Origin of the sequence: Spiroplasma ixodetis (assembly GCF_040369795.1) — a bacterium.
Classification (GTDB): Bacteria; Bacillota_I; Bacilli_A; order Mycoplasmatales; family VBWQ01; genus Spiroplasma_E; species Spiroplasma_E ixodetis_B.
Genome location: NZ_AP028955.1, coordinates 73945 through 91653 on the forward strand (window position 1 = coordinate 73945; position 17709 = coordinate 91653).

A 17709-nucleotide genomic window follows, 5' to 3' on the forward strand; every position below is an offset into this window, starting at 1 on the left:
ACTAAATCCTTTCACAGATTTATTTTTTGCCATTTAACACCACTTGTAGCAGTTGAAAAAAAATTGGTGAAGTTATATACAATAAAAACAAATCAAAAATTCTTTGAATTAAACTTAAACCTAAATAGAAAAATATAATCATACAAAAGAAGCTACCAAGTGTAGCTAAAAACAAATTGTATTTTTCCATATCAGGATATCCTGCATCATAATGTCAATCTTGATGATTTAATCCATCAGTAAATCCTAATGCAGCAACCATATTAGCTAATTTTTCTCCATGAACAAACTCAGGCATAATAATGTGAATTATTGAAATAACGGTAAAATTAATTACTCAAAAAAATAAAGGAATTAAAAGTAATAATAAAATAACAATTATGCTACGATTTGCAATACCAGCAACTTCACTACGTATATTTTGATGAACCATATCATGCAATATAAATCCACCAGCAAACAACACAATCAACATAATTGCTATTACTAAAAAAATCAAAAATTGTGGAGGCATATTTAAAAATGACCATTTGTTCCAAAAATTTTATCAACAATTTTTTGACCAGATAAATAAGTTATTGCATTACCTAAACCATGAACAATAGACATATTCCGTAAATAAATTTTTTAAAAGTCAATTAATAATTTAAAATTTATTTTATAATTTCTTTATTAATAAATTAATAAGGTGTTGATAAAAATGAATTTTGAAAATTTAAAAAAATTAAAAAATGAACAATTTTATAGATATTTTGGTATAAAACGTTTTCATTTTGATGAAATGTTAACAAAATTAATTGAAATAGAAAATTTAAAAAAAACTAAAGGTAGAAAATATAAACTTTCAGTTGAAGAAAGATTGATGATGACTTTAGTATACTGAAAAGAATATTATACTTTTTTCCAAATGAGTATTAAATTTAAAATGAGTGCATCAAGTTGTTTTCGAAATATTACTTGAGTAGAAAATAAACTTAGTGATGACAAAGATTATCAGTTTTTAAAAACAAAATATAAATCAAAAATTGAGAAAAACAAGAAGATTTAAATGAATTTCAATTTTATTTAATTGATTCAACTGAAATTGAAATTGAAAGACCAACTACAAAAAACTACAGTTAGAATATTTTTCTGGTAAAAGTTGAATTTTTTCTATAAAATTTCAAATTATATATGACTTTTTTAATAAAAAAATTGTTGATATTTTTGCTGATAATGGAAAAGTACATGATTTTCAAATATTAAAAAATTCAAATCTTGAATTTTCAGAAAAAACAATAATTATTGGTGATTTGGGATATCAAGGAATACAAAATATTTATAAAAATACTATATTACCAATTAAAAAAACTAAAAATAAAAAATTAACTAAACAAGAAAAAATCTACAATAAAATTATTTCAAAAATTAGAATTAAAGTTGAACATGTTTTTGCTTGATTAAAAAGATTCAAAATTTTAATAAATAAATGTAGAAAAAGTATATTTAGACTTATGTACTTAAGATTTAACTTACTTTGTGAAATTTTTAATAAAACAAAACCATTAAAATAAAAAAATATTTTTAATATTTTTTTAAAAATTTAAATTTTTATCAAGTTAATATAAAAATAATATTAACAATTTTTGTGTTTGAAATATAAATTTATTTTTAAAGTATTTTTTTAAAAATATTAACTTCTATAATTATTAACACTAAAAAATTTATAAATATTATTATTGACAATTGATTAAATTTATTTACGGAATATGTCTAATGTATAAAGGGCCTTTCACAAAAACGTTATAAAGTATTTGAAAAAAAGTAGTTTTAATTCCTAAAAAATAACTTATTAAAAGCATTATTTAATACCTGCTTTGCTTTGTAATTTACTATTTAAATAAACAATTTCTCTTTGACTATGAATGTTGCATAAGTACATATCAAAAATGATTTTTTCGTGTTTTGTTTTAATTAAAATGCTTGGTTTTTTATGACAATAATTGCACTTCATAATTACAATAAACCAAGCATTCTTGCAAAAATAATATGAGCAATACCCGAAGACATTAAAATCATTGAACATCCTAAAACACTTCAAACCATATGTCTTAAATATCCTCCTTTGTTTTCAGGGTCGCTATGAATTTTAAAAGCATACTTGATAGTACTAAATGCTAAACCACACCCACCAATTGCATACAAAATTGGTAATAATACTTCCGTTAAATTGTTTAATAATTGTTGAGTTTGTGAGTCAACATTTGATAGTAAATTAAATATAGAAAACATCATATCTATCATTCCTTTCATTATTTGTTTTATTTTCATTTGTGATAATATATATTTGATAATGTATATATAGCTAACTAAAGTAATGTTTACTCATATCTTGAAAAACAAAATCAATAGCTTTTTTAATATTTGGTCAATAATTTGGCAATATTTTTCTTATATTATGTTTTATAACAAATCAAAAATTTTCAATTGGATTTAAATTAGGAGAATATGGTGGAAGAAATAATAGTTTGCATCCAGCATTTTCAATTAATTGTTGTGTTAATTTAGATTTATGAAACTTTGCATTATCTAAAACTATAATTTGTCCACACTTTAATACTGGAATTAGTATATTTTTTACATATAATTCAAAAATTTTACTGTTGCAATGTCCTTCAAATGCTCATAGGGCTTTTAATTTACCTTTATTTAGTGAACCAATTATACTCATTCTTTTTATTTTATATGCGGGTTTATTATCGAATAATCTTTTACCTTTTTCAGATCAACCATATTTATAAAATTCATTATCATCAATTCCAGATTCATCAATATATAATACTAAATATTCATTCATTATTTTAGCTATTTCTTTTAAAAAATCTTCTTGTTTGTTTTTATCTCTTTGTTCATATAGAAAAGTTTTTTTATATGTATAATTTAGTTTTTTGAAATAGTTATAAACTGTTTCTTTAGTCATATCATCAAATTTTTCAATTACTTTTTGAACTGTAACATCTTTATTTTGCGCTAAATAATTTTTTAATTCATCTAAATCCTTTATTTTGTGGCTATGTCTTTTTTGATAATTCAAAATTGGTTTTATATGCCCAGTTTCTTTTTTTCTTTTTCTTCATAAGAATAAAGTCTTTCTAGTAATATTGAACACTTTACAAATTTCTTTAATTTTCATATTTTTATTTTCATAGGCTTCTATTACTTTTCTTCGTAAGTCTTCACTGTATGGTTTTGGCATAATTTAATCTTTCTAATCTATTTTAAATATTGTTGAATTGTACTTTTAAATTCAAAAACTGTTTAAATTACATATTATTATTTTACATTATTTATAAGTAAACATTACTTTAGTTAGCTATATGTTATACATAACCTCCTTTGGTGCAACTATTTAAAAACAGAAAATAAAACGGGGTTTGTGGTTATTACATAATCTTGAAAAAATCATTTACTAACTCAACATGAGACTTCAATTAACAGACAAATACATGTAACAACAATTCTATTAATATTTTTAAATAACTCTTTTATCCTGATATAGAAGTATTTACATTTAGTACTCACCATTTGACTTCTACGAAAGTTTATTGAGTTTTACAAACTCAATAAATAAAAAAAAGAACCTAACAAGGTTCTTTATATAAAACGTAACTTTAATTGCAAATAATTATTTAAAAATATATAATTTATATGCAGGTTAAGCGATTTCTATACGGAACCTGTCAGTAACGGGATATTGTCAGTATCGCCGTTACACTTTATATTATTTGAAGTTTATAAATGAATTATAAACTTTTTTTATTTAAAATCAAATTTATAACAATTATGAAATTAAATAGTTCACAATATAATTCTCAACTTTTAATTTGGTAATGTTTAGTAATCTGTGTAACTTACAAAAATAACTATAGACATATTCCGTAAATAAATTTTTTAAAAGTCAATTAATAATTTAAAATTTATTTTATAATTTCTTTATTAATAAATTAATAAGGTGTTGATAAAAATGAATTTTGAAAATTTAAAAAAATTAAAAAATGAACAATTTTATAGATATTTTGGTATAAAACGTTTTCATTTTGATGAAATGTTAACAAAATTAATTGAAATAGAAAATTTAAAAAAAACTAAGGGTATAAAATATAAACTTTCAGTTGAAGAAAGATTGATGATGACTTTAGTATACTGAAAAGAATATTATACTTTTTTCCAAATGAGTATTAAATATAAAATGAGTGCATCAAGTTGTTTTCGAAATATTACTTGAGTAGAAAATAAACTTAGTGATGACAAAGATTATCAGTTTTTAAAAACAAAATATAAATCAAAAATTGAGAAAAAACAAGAAGATTTAAATGAATTTCAGAGGCTTTTTAAAAATCTGTGTATCTTTTTACAAAGTTACTAGTTTAGATTAATTCTATCTTCAAATTTTATCATAAAATGAGCAATTGCTGTATTTCAATTTTGAATAGGCAGTGTTCATTTTTTTGTTATATTTTCAATTGCTAAGTAAAATATTTTAAAAACTGCCATATCATTTGGAAAAACTTTTTTATTTCTAATAACTTTTCGTAATTAACTATTAACAGATTCAATAGCATTTGTTGTATAAATAACTCTTTTGATTTCTGCAGGATAACTAATAAAAACCATTAAATTATCTCAATTTTTATATCATGATTTAGTAATTTGAGGATATTGTTTATTTCATTTACTTTCAAAAGATTCTAAAGCTTGCATTGCTTGTTCTTCACTACATGCACTATAAATTGGTTTTAAATCTGTAACTAGTGATTTTCTATGTTTGTATGAAACATATTTTAAACTATTTCTAATTTGATGAACTATGCATAATTGATGTTCGGTTTTAGGATAAACTGATTGTATTGCTTCTGACATTCCTGTTAAATTGTCACTACAAGCAATAAGAATATCATTTAAGCCTCGATTTTTCATTTCTGTGAAATTAGATAATCAAAACTTAGAACCTTCATTTTCACTAATTCATAAACCTAAAACATCTTTTTTACCTTCTAAATCAACTCCTATTGCTATATAAACTGATTTGTTAATAATGCGCTTATCTTGTCGTACTTTAACTACTATACAATCAAAATAAACAATCGGATAAACACTTTCTAATGGCTGATTTTGTCATGCTTTAACATCATCAATAACATCATCAGTAATTTGACTAATAACACTTTCACTAATATCAGCACCATGATATAACTCTTGTAACTGCATTCTAATATCTGATAAAGTCATGCCTTTGGCATATAATGAAAGAACTTGTTGATCAAAACCATCAAATCTTCTTTGTCTTTTTGCAACTATTACTGGCTCAAAATTACTATTACGATCTCGTGGTACATTAATCTCAATTTTACCTTGTTGGGTTATTAATTTTTTTGAACTTATACCATTGCGAGCATTTTCACTAGTATTATGTTGATTTTTTTCATATCCTAAATAATTTTGCATTTCAGAATTCAACATTTTTTCAACTAATCTTTTTGTTAATTATTTATATAAACCTCCCTCTTTAAAAACTGTTGTTAAATCTTCAGTATTTTCTAGTAATAAATCTACTCCTTTTGATATTGGATCATTATTATTAATATTTTGTTTTTTAGACATAAGTAACTCACTCTTTCTAGTTATTTAATTTTATTTACTAGAATTAATTAAACATAGTTATTTTTGTAAGTTACAAAGATTACTAAACATTACCTGACGGTTTTTAAAATATTTTACTTAGCAATTGAAAATATAACAAAAAAATGAACAATGCCCATTCAAAATTGAAATACAGCAATTGCTCATTTTATGATAAAATTTGAAGATAGAATTAATCTAAACTAGTAACTTTGTAAAAAGATACACAGATTTTTAAAAAGCCTCCTAATTGTTTATTTACAACAATTTGTGTTTCTTCTTTTTCATTAACTTTTTTCTTTACATCTATTAAACTTTTTGAATGAATTTCTTGTAATTTTTGCAATTCATTTTGTTTAATAATTTCTAATTGTTCAAGTTGTTTTAAAGTTTCTTGATATTTTTGTTCAACTAATGATTTCTCATCAATTACTACTTCATCAGCATGTTTTTTAGGATGATATTTTCCACTAGAACCTTTAACTCCACCTTTATTTAATTTTGAAGTAGAAACAGTAGATGTTGTACTTTGTGTAGAAAAATTTTGTAAAGATTGAAAATCACTTGTACCATCTTGATCTGATTCATCATCTTTTTTCTTTTTATTTTCTTGATAAGGTTTACATCCACTTTCAATTTGACTTGAAACTATTTTACTTCCTTTGGGAATTGCTCCCATTTTTTTAGATTGCTCTTCATTTATTTCTTCAATAGACATATTCCGTAAATAAATTTTTTAAAAGTCAATTAATAATTTAAAATTTATTTTATAATTTCTTTATTAATAAATTAATAAGGTGTTGATAAAAATGAATTTTGAAAATTTAAAAAAATTAAAAAATGAACAATTTTATAGATATTTTGGTATAAAACGTTTTCATTTTGATGAAATGTTAACAAAATTAATTGAAATAGAAAATTTAAAAAAAACTAAAGGTAGAAAATATAAACTTTCAGTTGAAGAAAGATTGATGATGACTTTAGTATACTGAAAAGAATATTATACTTTTTCCAAATGAGTATTAAATATAAAATGAGTGCATCAAGTTGTTTTCGAAATATTACTTGAGTAGAAAATAAACTTAGTGATGACAAAGATTATCAGTTTTTAAAAACAAAATATAAATCAAAAATTGAGAAAAAACAAGAAGATTTAAATTAATTTCAATTTTATTTAATTGATTCAACTGAAATTGAAATTGAAAGACCAACTAAAAAAAACTACAGTTATAATATTTTTCTGGTAAAAGTTGAATGTTTTCTATAAAATTTCAAATTATATATGACTTTTTTAATAAAAAAATTGTTGATATTTTTGCTGATAATGGAAAAGTACATGATTTTCAGAAAAAACAATAATTATTGGTGATTTGGGATATCAAGGAATACAAAATATTTATAAAAATACTATATTACCAATTAAAAAAACTAAAAATAAAAAATTAACTAAACAAGAAAAAATCTACAATAAAATTATTTCAAAAATTAGAATTAAAGTTGAACATGTTTTTGCTTGATTAAAAAGATTCAAAATTTTAATAAATAAATGTAGAAAAAGTATATTTAGACTTATGTACTTAAGATTTAACTTACTTTGTGAAATTTTTAATAAAACAAAACCATTAAAATAAAAAAATATTAAAAATATTTTTTTAAAAATTTAAATTTTTATCAAGTTAATATAAAAATAATATTAACAATTTTTGTGTTTGAAATATAAATTTATTTTTAAAGTATTTTTTTAAAAATATTAACTTCTATAATTATTAACACTAAAAAATTTATAAATATTATTATTGACAATTGATTAAATTTATTTACGGAATATGTCTAATTTTTAAAGAAGAAATTTTTTCTTGTAATGAACTTAATGGTTCATTAGTTGTTTCATTTTCTTGTTTAGAAAAAATTGTTGAAGAAATCAATTTATTTTCAAATTCTTTTTTATAAAAATTCAATTTATTATTTAAATCTAAAATTTGTTTTTGAATTAATTTTGATTTATCTTCTAATAACTTTTCAGTTATTTGAATTTTGCTTTTTAATTCTAAAATATTTTTAATGTCTTCGTTTTTACATTTGCTACAGCAAAAAAGATTAATTGGTTTTTCTCCTTTTTTGTTTGTTTTTTGATAATCAATATTTTTATGTTTAATTAATTCTTGAACAATCTCTAAATTATTTTTGAATAATGCAAAATGTAAAGGTGTATTGCCATCATTATCTTGAATGTTAAGATCAATTTCTGGATGATTTAATAGTTCTTTAACAATCTCTAAATTTTCATTAAAAATTGCTTTATGTAAAATGCTACTTATACCTTTATTATCTTGAATATTTACATCAGCACCATTTTCAATTAATAATTTGAATATATCTTTTTTGTATAAGTTGAAATTATTAACCTTATTTATTATTTGATTTTTTATATATTGTCAGATATTTTCATTTTCTAAGTCTTGCAAATTTTGTTCGTCTTCAAAAAAAAGATGTAAAGGTGTATTGCCGTCATTATCTTGAATGTTAAGATCAATTTCTGGATGATTTAATAGTTCTTTAACAATCTCTAAATTACCTTCTTTAGTTGCTACATGTAAGGGTGTATAATCATATTCATTTTTAATATTTACATCAATTTTATTTTTTGAATTAGGATTATTTAATAATTCTTTAACTATAATTTGTTGATTATAAGAAATTGCAAAATGTAAAGGTGTATTACCATAATAATAAATTATTTTATTTTTTATTTTTTCTTCTGATTTATTATTTACGTGTTTATCAACACCTTTATAATATTCTGATTCTCTAAAATCTTTATCTTTCGCATTTACATCAGAATCATTATTAAGTAACAACTTAACTATTTCTAGATATCCATTTCTACTTGCATAATGCAAAGGTGATCTATATCATTTGTCAAGATAATTTATACTAGAATTATCTTTTTCAAGTAATAATTTTACTATTTCTAAATTTCCTTTACTTGCAGCTTTACTTAAAGGTGTACTAAAAAATAAATTATCTCTTTTATTAATTTCGATTTTTGAATGATTTAATAATTCTTTAACAATCTCTAAATTATTTTGAAATATTGCAAAATGTAAAGGAGATAAACCATGAAAAATAAAATTTACATCAATATTTTGTATTTTTAATAATTTTTGCACCATGTCTAAATCATTATTTATAATTGCAAAATGTAAAGCCTTTAAACATTTTTTTCTTTTTTATCATTTTTATTTAATTCTAATTTAATTAATAAATTAAATAAATCTTTATTTTTTTGTAAAACAACTAAATCAATAATAGAAAAGTTTCAATCGTTTAAAAAATAAATGGAATTCTCCAATCTAGTAGAAAAATCTTTATCTTCTGTTTCTTGATCGAAAATATCTATTTTCATCTTTAAAATATTTGTCCCTAATAGTATTATGTTTTGTAAAACTAATTCTTGTTGTTCATTTTCTAAATTATTGAAAGATTTGATTTCTTCTAAATTTATATTTAAATATTTTTCGATTTTTTGTATTAATTCATAATCATTTTCTAAATTTACATTATCATCATTACTTAAAATTTCTAGAAAATATTTTTTATAATTTACCAATATCTTTAAAATTTCATTTTTTTCTTTATAAAAAAATCATTAACTTTTTTTATAGTTAATAGTTGATTATAAATTTGATTTCTAAAATCAAAGCATTTTTTAGAAACTTTTGATCAATTATTTAATTGCTCTTTACACTCCTTTCATTTAATTGTTTTTTGATCATCATTAATTACTTCTTGTACACAACTTAAAATATTTTTAATTAATTTTAAATCATTAATTTCATTTGAATAATTTTCATTATCTGTAAAATCTTCAATATTCATTTTAAATCTCATCGCTTTGCTTATAGCGAAAACTAGTGCTATTAAATCTTTTTTAATTTCTGTATTAAACTCATTTTTTTCTTGCAGTTTTATATTTTTTAAATTATCAATTGCCTTATTTAAATATTCTTTTGACATTTTTATATTTAAATTATCATCATAAGTTACTTTTAGATTCAATGGAAAACAATTTTTAATACCAATTTTTCTAATTTCTGGAATTATTATGTCAATATTTTTATTTTCATCATAATAAAAATAAGTTTTATCTTTATTTATAAAACCTTGTACATAAAAGTTTTCTAAATCAATTATTAGTCTTAAATCATTGAATTGATTTTCTTTTTTTTCTATATTTCAATCAATTTTATTTATAACTTGTTCTTTAATTTCTTTTAATAAAAACTTATTTTCAGGATCTACAATTTTTTGTTTAATTTCATTAAAAATATCAAATTTTTGATTTTTAATAATTTTTATAAATTGATCATAACCTTTATTTTTAATTAATTCTTGATAAATTTTCAATTCTTCTATTAATAACTTATCAAAGCCTAAATTACTATTTTCATTTTTTTTAACTTTTAACACTAAAATATTTTGGTTTTTTATATTATTACTATTAATTCATTTGGCAATTTTAGGTTCTATGTTATTTAATACAGAAATAATTAAATCACGATTAAAATTGGTTTCTTTTTACTTTTTACTTTCATTAACAGAAAAATTTGTTGATAATAATCTACCTAAATTTAATGTTCTTAAAGGGTCAATATATCCTTCATCAACAAGTTCATCTTCTATTTTTTTAAGATTTGTTGAATATTTTTCATCTAATGTAATTTCTTTTTCAATAAATTCAATTTTTGGTAATTCTAAATCTGTAGATACTTTTGTTTGCTCAAGTTGCTTTTCTTTTTTCTTTTTAGATGGCATAATTTGATGTTTCCTCTCTTAAAATTTTACTTTTACTTTTAACTTAAAATAATAAATTAAAAATAAAATATATAGTTTATACTTATTTTTTAACAAATTTTATAAATTAAACAATCTTTTTTAAAAAAACAAAAAAAGTTCCTATTTAAAATAAGGGACTAAAGTTTTTAGGAGTTTATTTGAAATTTGTTTTTATATTTAAAACTGTAACTTTCTAAAATAATTTATTTTTTGTAAAAATTTCCCATTAGTTATCGAGTAATAATTTCCCAAAAGCGAAGTTATATAAACAACTTATAATTAATAATAATTCGATTTAAAAAAGCCTTTTTTAGGGTTGTTTATTAAATCATATAAATTTTTAAATTGTTTGTCTATGAGCAAATTTGGTTACTTAAAATTGATTTTAAAGATAATAATAAAAATATAAAAATAAAATACATTTAATCATGTTGGTTTTAATATAAATTAAAACTAAAAAACTGTATTAATAATTTTTAAAAAGATCCTAAACAGGTCCTAAGATTTAAAATTTTTTTGTCTAATTGTTTTAATCTTTCATTAATTTGCTTATTTTCAATTATAAGATTGTTCTTTTTTTTATTTAAATAATTTACTTTTGATTTATATTTTCTATAAATAAAATGTCATTTCTTTTTTTTGATTTATTAATTTCATCTTTAAAATATCATTTTCCATTCTTAATTGTTTTAATTCTTTTCTTAATTTAATTAATTCATTTTCTTTTTCATAATAACTTCAGTCCTTAAAAATTTAAATTTTTACTGAGTTTGATTTAGCACTACTTGTTGAAAGTTGATTTTGCAAATCTATAGAATTTATTTAATTTTTACAATTCAATGAAAAAGTTTCGTTTGAATTTAGAAACTTAGGATTAAAAATGTTTCCTGTTATTAAACAAGTTTTATTTGATAATAAATTCATTTGATTTAGTATTTCACTTTTATTAATTAAAAATTTTCTTTCTTGTTTTTTATTTTGAAAAATAGTTGATTGATTAATATAATTTGCACCTAAATTAACAAATTTTTGTTTTTCATCACTTAATCTATCTTTTCACATAAGACCAAATAACTCTTTAAGAGCTTCTTTATCAAGACCATCAAATTCTGGTCCTCCCTTATCGTTACACTTAAATTTAGACTTTTCTATAAAATCAATCATTTTTTTAGTTTTTATTAGTTCTTTAAATATTACTTTATAAGTATTTTTCTACATTTGTCGAAATATAATTTTATTCATAAAATTTTTCTCTCAAATAAAAAAAATCATTTATTTTAAAATAAAATAATGAGTTAAAAACTTATATTAAGTTTAATTAAATTATACAAAAAAAGTTCCTATATGAAAACAAGGAACTAAAGTTTTTAGGCGTTATTTGGAATTTGTGTTTATTTAACAGTGTAACTTTCTAAAATAATTTAATTTTTTGATAAATATTTTTGGGAAATTTTCACTCGATATTGACAGGAAAAATAACAATAATTATTAATATAACATGAGAAAAAATGACTAAATAAAAATTTGATTTCAATAAGAAATTTTATTTTATATAATATACATATTCCGTAAATAAATTTAATCAATTGTCAATAATAATATTTATAAATTTTTTAGTGTTAATAATTATAGAAGTTAATATTTTTAAAAAAATACTTTAAAAATAAATTTATATTTCAAACACAAAAATTGTTAATATTGTTTTTATATTAACTTGATAAAAATTTAAATTTTTAAAAAAATATTAAAAATATTTTTTTATTTTAATGGTTTTGTTTTATTAAAAATTTCACAAAGTAAGTTAAATCTTAAGTACATAAGTCTAAATATACTTTTTCTACATTTATTTATTAAAATTTTGAATCTTTTTAATCAAGCAAAAACATGTTCAACTTTAATTCTAATTTTTGAAATAATTTTATTGTAGATTTTTTCTTGTTTAGTTAATTTTTTATTTTTAGTTTTTTTAATTTGTAATATAGTATTTTTATAAATATTTTGTATTCCTTGATATCCCAAATCACCAATAATTATTGTTTTTTCTGAAAATTCAAGATTTGAATTTTTTAATATTTGAAAATCATGTACTTTTCCATTATCAGCAAAAATATCAACAATTTTTTTATTAAAAAAGTCATATATAATTTTAAATTTTATAGAAAACATTCAACTTTTACCAGAAAAATATTCTAACTGTAGTTTTTTTTAGTTGGTCTTTCAATTTCAATTTCAGTTGAATCAATTAAATAAAATTGAAATTCATTTAAATCTTCTTGTTTTTTATCAATTTTTGATTTATATTTTGTTTTTAAAAACTGATAATCTTTGTCATCACTAAGTTTATTTTCTACTCAAGTAATATTTCGAAAACAACTTGATGCACTCATTTTATATTTAATACTCATTTGGAAAAAGTATAATATTCTTTTCAGTATACTAAAGTCATCATCAATCTTTCTTCAACTGAAAGTTTATATTTTCTACCTTTAGTTTTTTTAAATTTTCTATTTCAATTAATTTTGTTAACATTTCATCAAAATGAAAACGTTTTATACCAAAATATCTATAAAATTGTTCATTTTTTAATTTTTTAAATTTTCAAAATTCATTTTTATCAACACCTTATTAATTTATTAATAAAGAAATTATAAAATAAATTTTAAATTATTAATTGAATTTTAAAAAATTTATTTACGGAATATGTCTAATCAATTATTTTTTGCACTATTTACTTAGGAGTTAAATCATTAGTGTCAATTACTAAAAAATTAAAGTTATTTTTTTCTTTTTCATATCACTGTTCATATTTTTTATTTAATAAACTTCAGTATTCATGAGGTATAGCTAACTAAAGTAATGTTTACTCATATCTTGAAAAAAAACAATCGCTTTTTTAATATTTGGTCAATAATTTGGTAATATTTTTCTTATATTATGTTTTATAGCGAATCAAAAATGTTCAATTGGATTTAAATTAGGACAATATGGCGGAAGAAATAATAGTTTGCATCCAGCATTTTCAATTAATTGTTTTGTTAATTTAGATTTATGAAACTTTGCATTATCTAAAACTATAATTTGTCCACGCTTTAATACTGGAATTAGTATATTTTTTACATATGATTCAAAAATTTTACTGTTGCAATGCCCTTCAAATGCTCATAGGGCTTTTAATTTACCTTTATTTAGTGAACCAATTATACTCATTCTTTTTATTTTATATGCGGGTTTATTATCAAATAATCTTTTACCTTTTTCAGATCAACCATATTTATAAAATTCATTATCATCAATTCCAGATTCATCAATAGACATATTCCGTAAATAATTTTTTTAAAAGTCAATTAATAATTTAAAATTTATTTTATAATTTCTTTATTAATAAATTAATAAGGTGTTGATAAAAATGAATTTTGAAAATTTAAAAAAATTAAAAAATGAACAATTTTATAGATATTTTGGTATAAAACGTTTTCATTTTGATGAAATGTTAACAAAATTAATTGAAATAGAAAATTTAAAAAAAACTAAAGGTAGAAAATATAAACTTTCAGTTGAAGAAAGATTGATGATGACTTTAGTATACTGAAAAGAATATTATACTTTTTTCCAAATGAGTATTAAATATAAAATGAGTGCATCAAGTTGTTTTCGAAATATTACTTGAGTAGAAAATAAACTTAGTGATGACAAAGATTATCAGTTTTTAAAAAAAATATAAATCAAAAATTGAGAAAAAACAAGAAGATTTAAATGAATTTCAATTTTATTTAATTGATTCAACTGAAATTAAAATTGAAAGACCAACTAAAAAAAACTACAGTTAGAATATTTTTCTGCTAAAAGTTGAATGTTTTCTATAAAATTTCAAATTATATATGACTTTTTTAATAAAAAAATTATTGATATTTTTGCTGATAATGGAAAAGTACATGATTTTCAAATATTAAAAAATTCAAATCTTTAATTTTCAGAAAAAACAATAATTATTGGTGATTTGGGATATCAAGGAATACAAAATATTTATAAAAATACTATATTACCAATTAAAAAAACTAAAAATAAAAAATTAACTAAACAAGAAAAAATCTACAATAAAATTATTTCAAAAATTAGAATTAAAGTTGAACATGTTTTTGCTTGATTAAAAAGATTCAAAATTTTAATAAATAAATGTAGAAAAAGTATATTTAGACTTATGTACTTAAGATTTAACTTACTTTGTGAAATTTTTAATAAAACAAAACCATTAAAATAAAAAAATATTTTTAATATTTTTTTAAAAATTTAAATTTTTATCAAGTTAATATAAAAATAATATTAACAATTTTTGTGTTTGAAATATAAATTTATTTTTAAAGTATTTTTTTAAAAACATTAACTTCTATAATTATTAACACTAAAAAATTTATAAATATTATTATTGACAATTGATTAAATTTATTTACGGAATATGTCTAATGAATATAATAACAAATGAAATGATAAAATTACTGAATTAATGAAAAATAATTATGATATTAATATCAGACCGTTTGACTTAGAAACTAATTTTAGTGATTTATTATCTGAATCACAAGAAATAGGAAAAAATATTACTAACGAATCAATAAAATGATCAATTCCCGGTTTAACTTTAAATTTAAATCCAAGATATATTGATGGAACAATTCCAGAAACTATTAATAATAATTTTTTCTTTGATTATGTTCATCCAAATAAATGAGCACATGATCAAATTGGTCTTGAACTATTAACTGAACTTACTTCATAAAAAATGTAACAAAAACAATAAATTAACAATATTTTTATTCTTAATTTATTTTAATATATATAGTATTAAAGTAGTATAATACATATAAAGCCAAGAAAGAAGGTGTATTTAATGATTAAAAAAATTAACAATGAACTAAATGATTATATTAGCGAACATCTAAAATATCAAATGCTTAGTTTTAAATTAAGTAATGATGCAAATCAAAAAGGATATCCTGGGTTTGCACGCTTCTTCCAAGTAGAAGCGACTGATGCTGTTGTTCATATTCGTAAAATTTGTAACTATTTAATGGATCAAGATGCTCAAGTTGAAATTAAAGACATTAAAGTTCCAACTTTTACTACAAAAAACATTGAAGAAGCATTAAAAAAATTAAAATCTACTAAAGAAGAATTACTTGATTTTACCAATAAACTTGTTAAAAGTGCTCGTGAAAATAATGATAATTTAACTGCAAAATTTTATGACTGATTCTTAATTGATTTCTATGAAGAAATTGCTTATGAAAAAGACTTATTGGATTGAATTGCAATGTCTAATAGCAACCTTTATAAAATTGATAAACGTTTACTAAAAACTGAAGAGCCAGATACTTTAAAAGTTATTATTCCATTTTATGAACCCGAATAAATTTCATATTTAACGGTAATGTTTAGTAATCTGTGTAACTTACAAAAAATAACTATGTTTAATTAATTCTAGTAAATAAAATTAAATAACTAGAAAGAGTGAGTTACTTATGTCTAAAAAACAAAATATTAATAATAATGATCCAATATCAAAAGCAGTAGATTTATTATTAGAAAATACTGAAGATTTAACAACAGTTTTTAAAGAGGGAGGTTTATATAAATAATTAACAAAAAGATTAGTTGAAAAAATGTTGAATTATGAAATGCAAAATTATTTAGGATATGAAAAAAATCAACATAATAATAGTGAAAATGCTCGTAATGGTATAAATTCAAAAAAATTAATAACTCAACAAGGTAAAATTTAGATTAATGTACCACGAGATCGTAATAGTAATTTTGAGACAGTAATAGTTGCGAAAAGACAAAGAAGATTTGATGGTTTTGATCAACAAGTTCTTTCATTATATGCCAAAGGCATGACTTTATCAGATATTAGAATGCGGTTACAATAGTTATATCATGGTGCTGATGTTAGTGAAAGTGTTATTAGTCAAATTACTGATGATGTTATTGATGATGTTAAAGCATGACAAAATCGGCCATTAGAAAGTGTTTATCCGATTGTTTATTTTGATTGTATAGTAGTTAAAGTACGACAAGATAAACGCATTATTAACAAATCAGTTTATATAGCACTAGGAGTTGATTTAGAAGGTAAAAAAGATGTTTTAGGTTTATGAATTAGCGAAAATGAAGGTTCTAATTTTTGATTATCTAATTTCACAGAAATGAAAAATCGAGGCTTAAATGATATTCTTATTGCTTGTAGCGACAATTTAACAGGAATGTCAGAAGCAATACAATTAGTTTATCCTAAAACCGAACATCAATTATGCATAGTTCATCAAATTAGAAATAGTTTAAAATATGTTTCATACAAACATAGAAAATCACTAGTTACAGATTTAAAACCAATTTATAGTGCATGTAGTGAAGAACAAGCAATGCAAGCCTTAGAATCTTTTGAAAGTAAATGAAATAAACAATATCCTCAAATTGCTAAATCATGATATAAAAATTGAGATAATTTAATGGTTTTTATTAGTTATCCTGCAGAAATCAAAAGAGTGATTTATACAACAAATGCTATTGAATCTTTTAATATTCAATTACGAAAAGTTATTAGAAATAAAAAATTTTTTCCAAATGATATGGCGGTTTTTAAAATATTTTACTTAGCAATTGAAAATATAACAAAAAATGAACAACGCCCATTCAAAATTGAAATACAGCAATTGCTCATTTTATGATAAAATTTGAAGATAGAATTAATCTAAACTAGTAACTTTGTAAAAAGATACACAGATTTTTAAAAAGCCTCGATCAAAACCATCAAATCTTCTTTGTCTTTTTGCAACTATTACTGTCTCAAAATTACTATTACGATCTCGTGGTACATTAATCTCAATTTTACCTTGTTGAGTTATTAATTTTTTTTAATTTATACCATTGCGAGCATTTTCACTAGTATTATGTTGATTTTGTTCATATCCTAAATAATTTTGCATTTCAGAATTCAACATTTTTTCAACTAATCTTTTTGTTAATTCTTTATATAAACCTCCCTCTTTAAAAACTGTTGTTAAATCTTCAGTGTTTTCTAGTGATAAATCTACTGCTTTTGATATTGGATCATTATTATTAATATTTTGTTTTTTAGACATAAGTAACTCACTCTTTCTATTTATTTAATTTTATTTACTAGAATTAATTAAATATAGTTATTTTTGTAAGTTACACAGA

25 protein-coding genes and 2 pseudogenes are annotated in these 17709 nt (G+C 20.5%); 11 read left to right on the forward strand and 16 right to left on the reverse strand.

Going from position 1 to position 17709, the window contains the following annotated elements; all coding sequences use genetic code 4:
- Positions 1 to 19: 19 nt before the first annotated feature.
- The gene (locus tag ABWV63_RS00510) at positions 20 to 475 is read right to left on the reverse strand and encodes an Mbov_0396 family ICE element transmembrane protein (protein ID WP_353306381.1); all 456 of its coding nucleotides are present in this window, start codon (positions 473 to 475) and stop codon (positions 20 to 22) included.
- Between the two features lie 225 nt (positions 476 to 700).
- Between ABWV63_RS00510 and ABWV63_RS00515 the strand changes: the two genes are divergently transcribed.
- Both ABWV63_RS00515 and ABWV63_RS00520 read left to right on the forward strand, forming a co-directional pair.
- Positions 701 to 1048 carry a transposase family protein gene (locus tag ABWV63_RS00515; protein WP_353306382.1) on the forward strand — a complete coding sequence of 116 codons (348 nt, stop codon included), beginning with the start codon at positions 701 to 703 and terminating at the stop codon, positions 1046 to 1048.
- Positions 1026 to 1553, forward strand: a complete 528-nt coding sequence (locus ABWV63_RS00520) for a transposase family protein (protein ID WP_353306383.1) — start codon at positions 1026 to 1028, stop codon at positions 1551 to 1553. The genes ABWV63_RS00515 and ABWV63_RS00520 overlap by 23 nt, the downstream gene beginning before the upstream one ends.
- A 287-nt stretch (positions 1554 to 1840) precedes the next feature.
- Here ABWV63_RS00520 and ABWV63_RS00525 read toward each other — a convergent pair whose 3' ends face one another.
- From ABWV63_RS00525 to ABWV63_RS00535, 3 genes are read right to left on the reverse strand one after another with little or no spacing between them, the layout of a single operon-like run.
- Positions 1841 to 1993 carry a hypothetical protein gene (locus tag ABWV63_RS00525; protein ID WP_353306372.1) on the reverse strand — a complete coding sequence of 51 codons (153 nt, stop codon included), beginning with the start codon at positions 1991 to 1993 and terminating at the stop codon, positions 1841 to 1843.
- 2 nt (positions 1994 to 1995) lie between these two features.
- Positions 1996 to 2310, reverse strand: coding sequence for a hypothetical protein (locus tag ABWV63_RS00530; protein ID WP_353306384.1), 315 nt, complete (start codon positions 2308 to 2310; stop codon positions 1996 to 1998).
- Between the two features lie 34 nt (positions 2311 to 2344).
- Positions 2345 to 3235, reverse strand: a complete 891-nt coding sequence (locus ABWV63_RS00535; protein WP_353306385.1) for an IS630 family transposase — start codon at positions 3233 to 3235, stop codon at positions 2345 to 2347.
- Between the two features lie 768 nt (positions 3236 to 4003).
- Between ABWV63_RS00535 and ABWV63_RS00540 the strand changes: the two genes are divergently transcribed.
- Positions 4004 to 4405, forward strand: coding sequence for a transposase family protein (locus ABWV63_RS00540; RefSeq protein WP_353306386.1), 402 nt, complete (start codon positions 4004 to 4006; stop codon positions 4403 to 4405).
- Here the strand turns inward: ABWV63_RS00540 and ABWV63_RS00545 are convergent.
- Together ABWV63_RS00545 and ABWV63_RS00550 are read right to left on the reverse strand one after the other, a co-directional pair.
- Positions 4402 to 5640 (reverse strand): annotated as a pseudogene (locus tag ABWV63_RS00545) (IS256 family transposase). The gene ABWV63_RS00540 and the pseudogene ABWV63_RS00545 sit on opposite strands and share 4 nt — an antisense overlap.
- A 211-nt stretch (positions 5641 to 5851) precedes the next feature.
- Positions 5852 to 6376: a hypothetical protein gene (locus tag ABWV63_RS00550; protein ID WP_353306387.1), complete on the reverse strand. Its 525-nt coding sequence runs from the start codon at positions 6374 to 6376 to the stop codon at positions 5852 to 5854.
- A gap of 91 nt (positions 6377 to 6467) precedes the next feature.
- Between ABWV63_RS00550 and ABWV63_RS00555 the strand changes: the two genes are divergently transcribed.
- The 3 genes from ABWV63_RS00555 (at position 6468) to ABWV63_RS00565 (ending at position 7289) form a co-directional block, all read left to right on the forward strand.
- Positions 6468 to 6731, forward strand: a complete 264-nt coding sequence (locus tag ABWV63_RS00555; protein ID WP_353305542.1) for a hypothetical protein — start codon at positions 6468 to 6470, stop codon at positions 6729 to 6731.
- Complete coding sequence (locus tag ABWV63_RS00560; protein ID WP_353305543.1) at positions 6674 to 6820, forward strand: hypothetical protein; 147 nt, start codon at positions 6674 to 6676, stop codon at positions 6818 to 6820. The genes ABWV63_RS00555 and ABWV63_RS00560 overlap by 58 nt, the downstream gene beginning before the upstream one ends.
- A gap of 208 nt (positions 6821 to 7028) precedes the next feature.
- On the forward strand, positions 7029 to 7289 hold the full coding sequence (locus ABWV63_RS00565; protein ID WP_353305623.1) for a transposase family protein: 261 nt from the start codon (positions 7029 to 7031) through the stop codon (positions 7287 to 7289).
- 186 nt (positions 7290 to 7475) lie between these two features.
- On the opposite strand, the gene ABWV63_RS00570 is transcribed toward ABWV63_RS00565, so the two are convergent.
- The 8 genes from ABWV63_RS00570 to ABWV63_RS00605 all read right to left on the reverse strand — a co-directional run bounded on the left by ABWV63_RS00570 (position 7476) and on the right by ABWV63_RS00605 (position 13809).
- A complete protein-coding gene (locus ABWV63_RS00570; RefSeq protein ID WP_353307132.1) occupies positions 7476 to 8873 on the reverse strand; it encodes an ankyrin repeat domain-containing protein in 1398 nt (465 codons plus the stop codon).
- On the reverse strand, positions 8870 to 9268 hold the full coding sequence (locus tag ABWV63_RS00575; protein ID WP_353306388.1) for a hypothetical protein: 399 nt from the start codon (positions 9266 to 9268) through the stop codon (positions 8870 to 8872). The genes ABWV63_RS00570 and ABWV63_RS00575 overlap by 4 nt, the downstream gene beginning before the upstream one ends.
- A gap of 5 nt (positions 9269 to 9273) precedes the next feature.
- Complete coding sequence (locus ABWV63_RS00580) at positions 9274 to 10128, reverse strand: ribosome-inactivating family protein (RefSeq protein ID WP_353306389.1); 855 nt, start codon at positions 10126 to 10128, stop codon at positions 9274 to 9276.
- Between the two features lie 108 nt (positions 10129 to 10236).
- Positions 10237 to 10473, reverse strand: a complete 237-nt coding sequence (locus ABWV63_RS00585) for a hypothetical protein (RefSeq protein ID WP_353306390.1) — start codon at positions 10471 to 10473, stop codon at positions 10237 to 10239.
- An 843-nt stretch (positions 10474 to 11316) separates the two neighbouring features.
- Positions 11317 to 11658 (reverse strand): hypothetical protein, encoded by a 342-nt coding sequence (locus tag ABWV63_RS00590; RefSeq protein ID WP_353306391.1) that lies wholly within the window; start codon positions 11656 to 11658, stop codon positions 11317 to 11319.
- A 594-nt stretch (positions 11659 to 12252) separates the two neighbouring features.
- Positions 12253 to 12660, reverse strand: coding sequence for a transposase family protein (locus tag ABWV63_RS00595; RefSeq protein ID WP_353306392.1), 408 nt, complete (start codon positions 12658 to 12660; stop codon positions 12253 to 12255).
- Positions 12661 to 12683: 23 nt separating this feature from the next.
- Positions 12684 to 12899 carry a hypothetical protein gene (locus tag ABWV63_RS00600; RefSeq protein ID WP_353306393.1) on the reverse strand — a complete coding sequence of 72 codons (216 nt, stop codon included), beginning with the start codon at positions 12897 to 12899 and terminating at the stop codon, positions 12684 to 12686.
- 439 nt (positions 12900 to 13338) lie between these two features.
- On the reverse strand, positions 13339 to 13809 hold the full coding sequence (locus ABWV63_RS00605) for an IS630 family transposase (protein ID WP_353306394.1): 471 nt from the start codon (positions 13807 to 13809) through the stop codon (positions 13339 to 13341).
- 91 nt (positions 13810 to 13900) lie between these two features.
- Between ABWV63_RS00605 and ABWV63_RS00610 the strand changes: the two genes are divergently transcribed.
- The 5 genes and pseudogenes from ABWV63_RS00610 to ABWV63_RS00630 all read left to right on the forward strand — a co-directional run bounded on the left by ABWV63_RS00610 (position 13901) and on the right by ABWV63_RS00630 (position 17248).
- The gene (locus tag ABWV63_RS00610) at positions 13901 to 14215 is read left to right on the forward strand and encodes a transposase family protein (protein WP_353306395.1); all 315 of its coding nucleotides are present in this window, start codon (positions 13901 to 13903) and stop codon (positions 14213 to 14215) included.
- Between the two features lie 276 nt (positions 14216 to 14491).
- On the forward strand, positions 14492 to 14752 hold the full coding sequence (locus ABWV63_RS00615) for a transposase family protein (RefSeq protein ID WP_353305623.1): 261 nt from the start codon (positions 14492 to 14494) through the stop codon (positions 14750 to 14752).
- Positions 14753 to 14947: 195 nt separating this feature from the next.
- Positions 14948 to 15268 (forward strand): hypothetical protein, encoded by a 321-nt coding sequence (locus tag ABWV63_RS00620; protein ID WP_353306396.1) that lies wholly within the window; start codon positions 14948 to 14950, stop codon positions 15266 to 15268.
- A gap of 111 nt (positions 15269 to 15379) precedes the next feature.
- A complete protein-coding gene (locus ABWV63_RS00625) occupies positions 15380 to 15901 on the forward strand; it encodes a ferritin-like domain-containing protein (protein WP_353306397.1) in 522 nt (173 codons plus the stop codon).
- A 109-nt stretch (positions 15902 to 16010) separates the two neighbouring features.
- Positions 16011 to 17248: pseudogene (locus ABWV63_RS00630) on the forward strand (IS256 family transposase).
- Here the strand turns inward: ABWV63_RS00630 and ABWV63_RS00635 are convergent.
- Both ABWV63_RS00635 and ABWV63_RS00640 read right to left on the reverse strand, forming a co-directional pair.
- Positions 17235 to 17396, reverse strand: coding sequence for a transposase (locus ABWV63_RS00635; protein ID WP_353307133.1), 162 nt, complete (start codon positions 17394 to 17396; stop codon positions 17235 to 17237). The pseudogene ABWV63_RS00630 and the gene ABWV63_RS00635 overlap by 14 nt on opposite strands.
- A gap of 6 nt (positions 17397 to 17402) precedes the next feature.
- Positions 17403 to 17630 (reverse strand): hypothetical protein, encoded by a 228-nt coding sequence (locus ABWV63_RS00640; RefSeq protein WP_353306398.1) that lies wholly within the window; start codon positions 17628 to 17630, stop codon positions 17403 to 17405.
- Between the last annotated feature and the right edge of the window lie 79 nt (positions 17631 to 17709).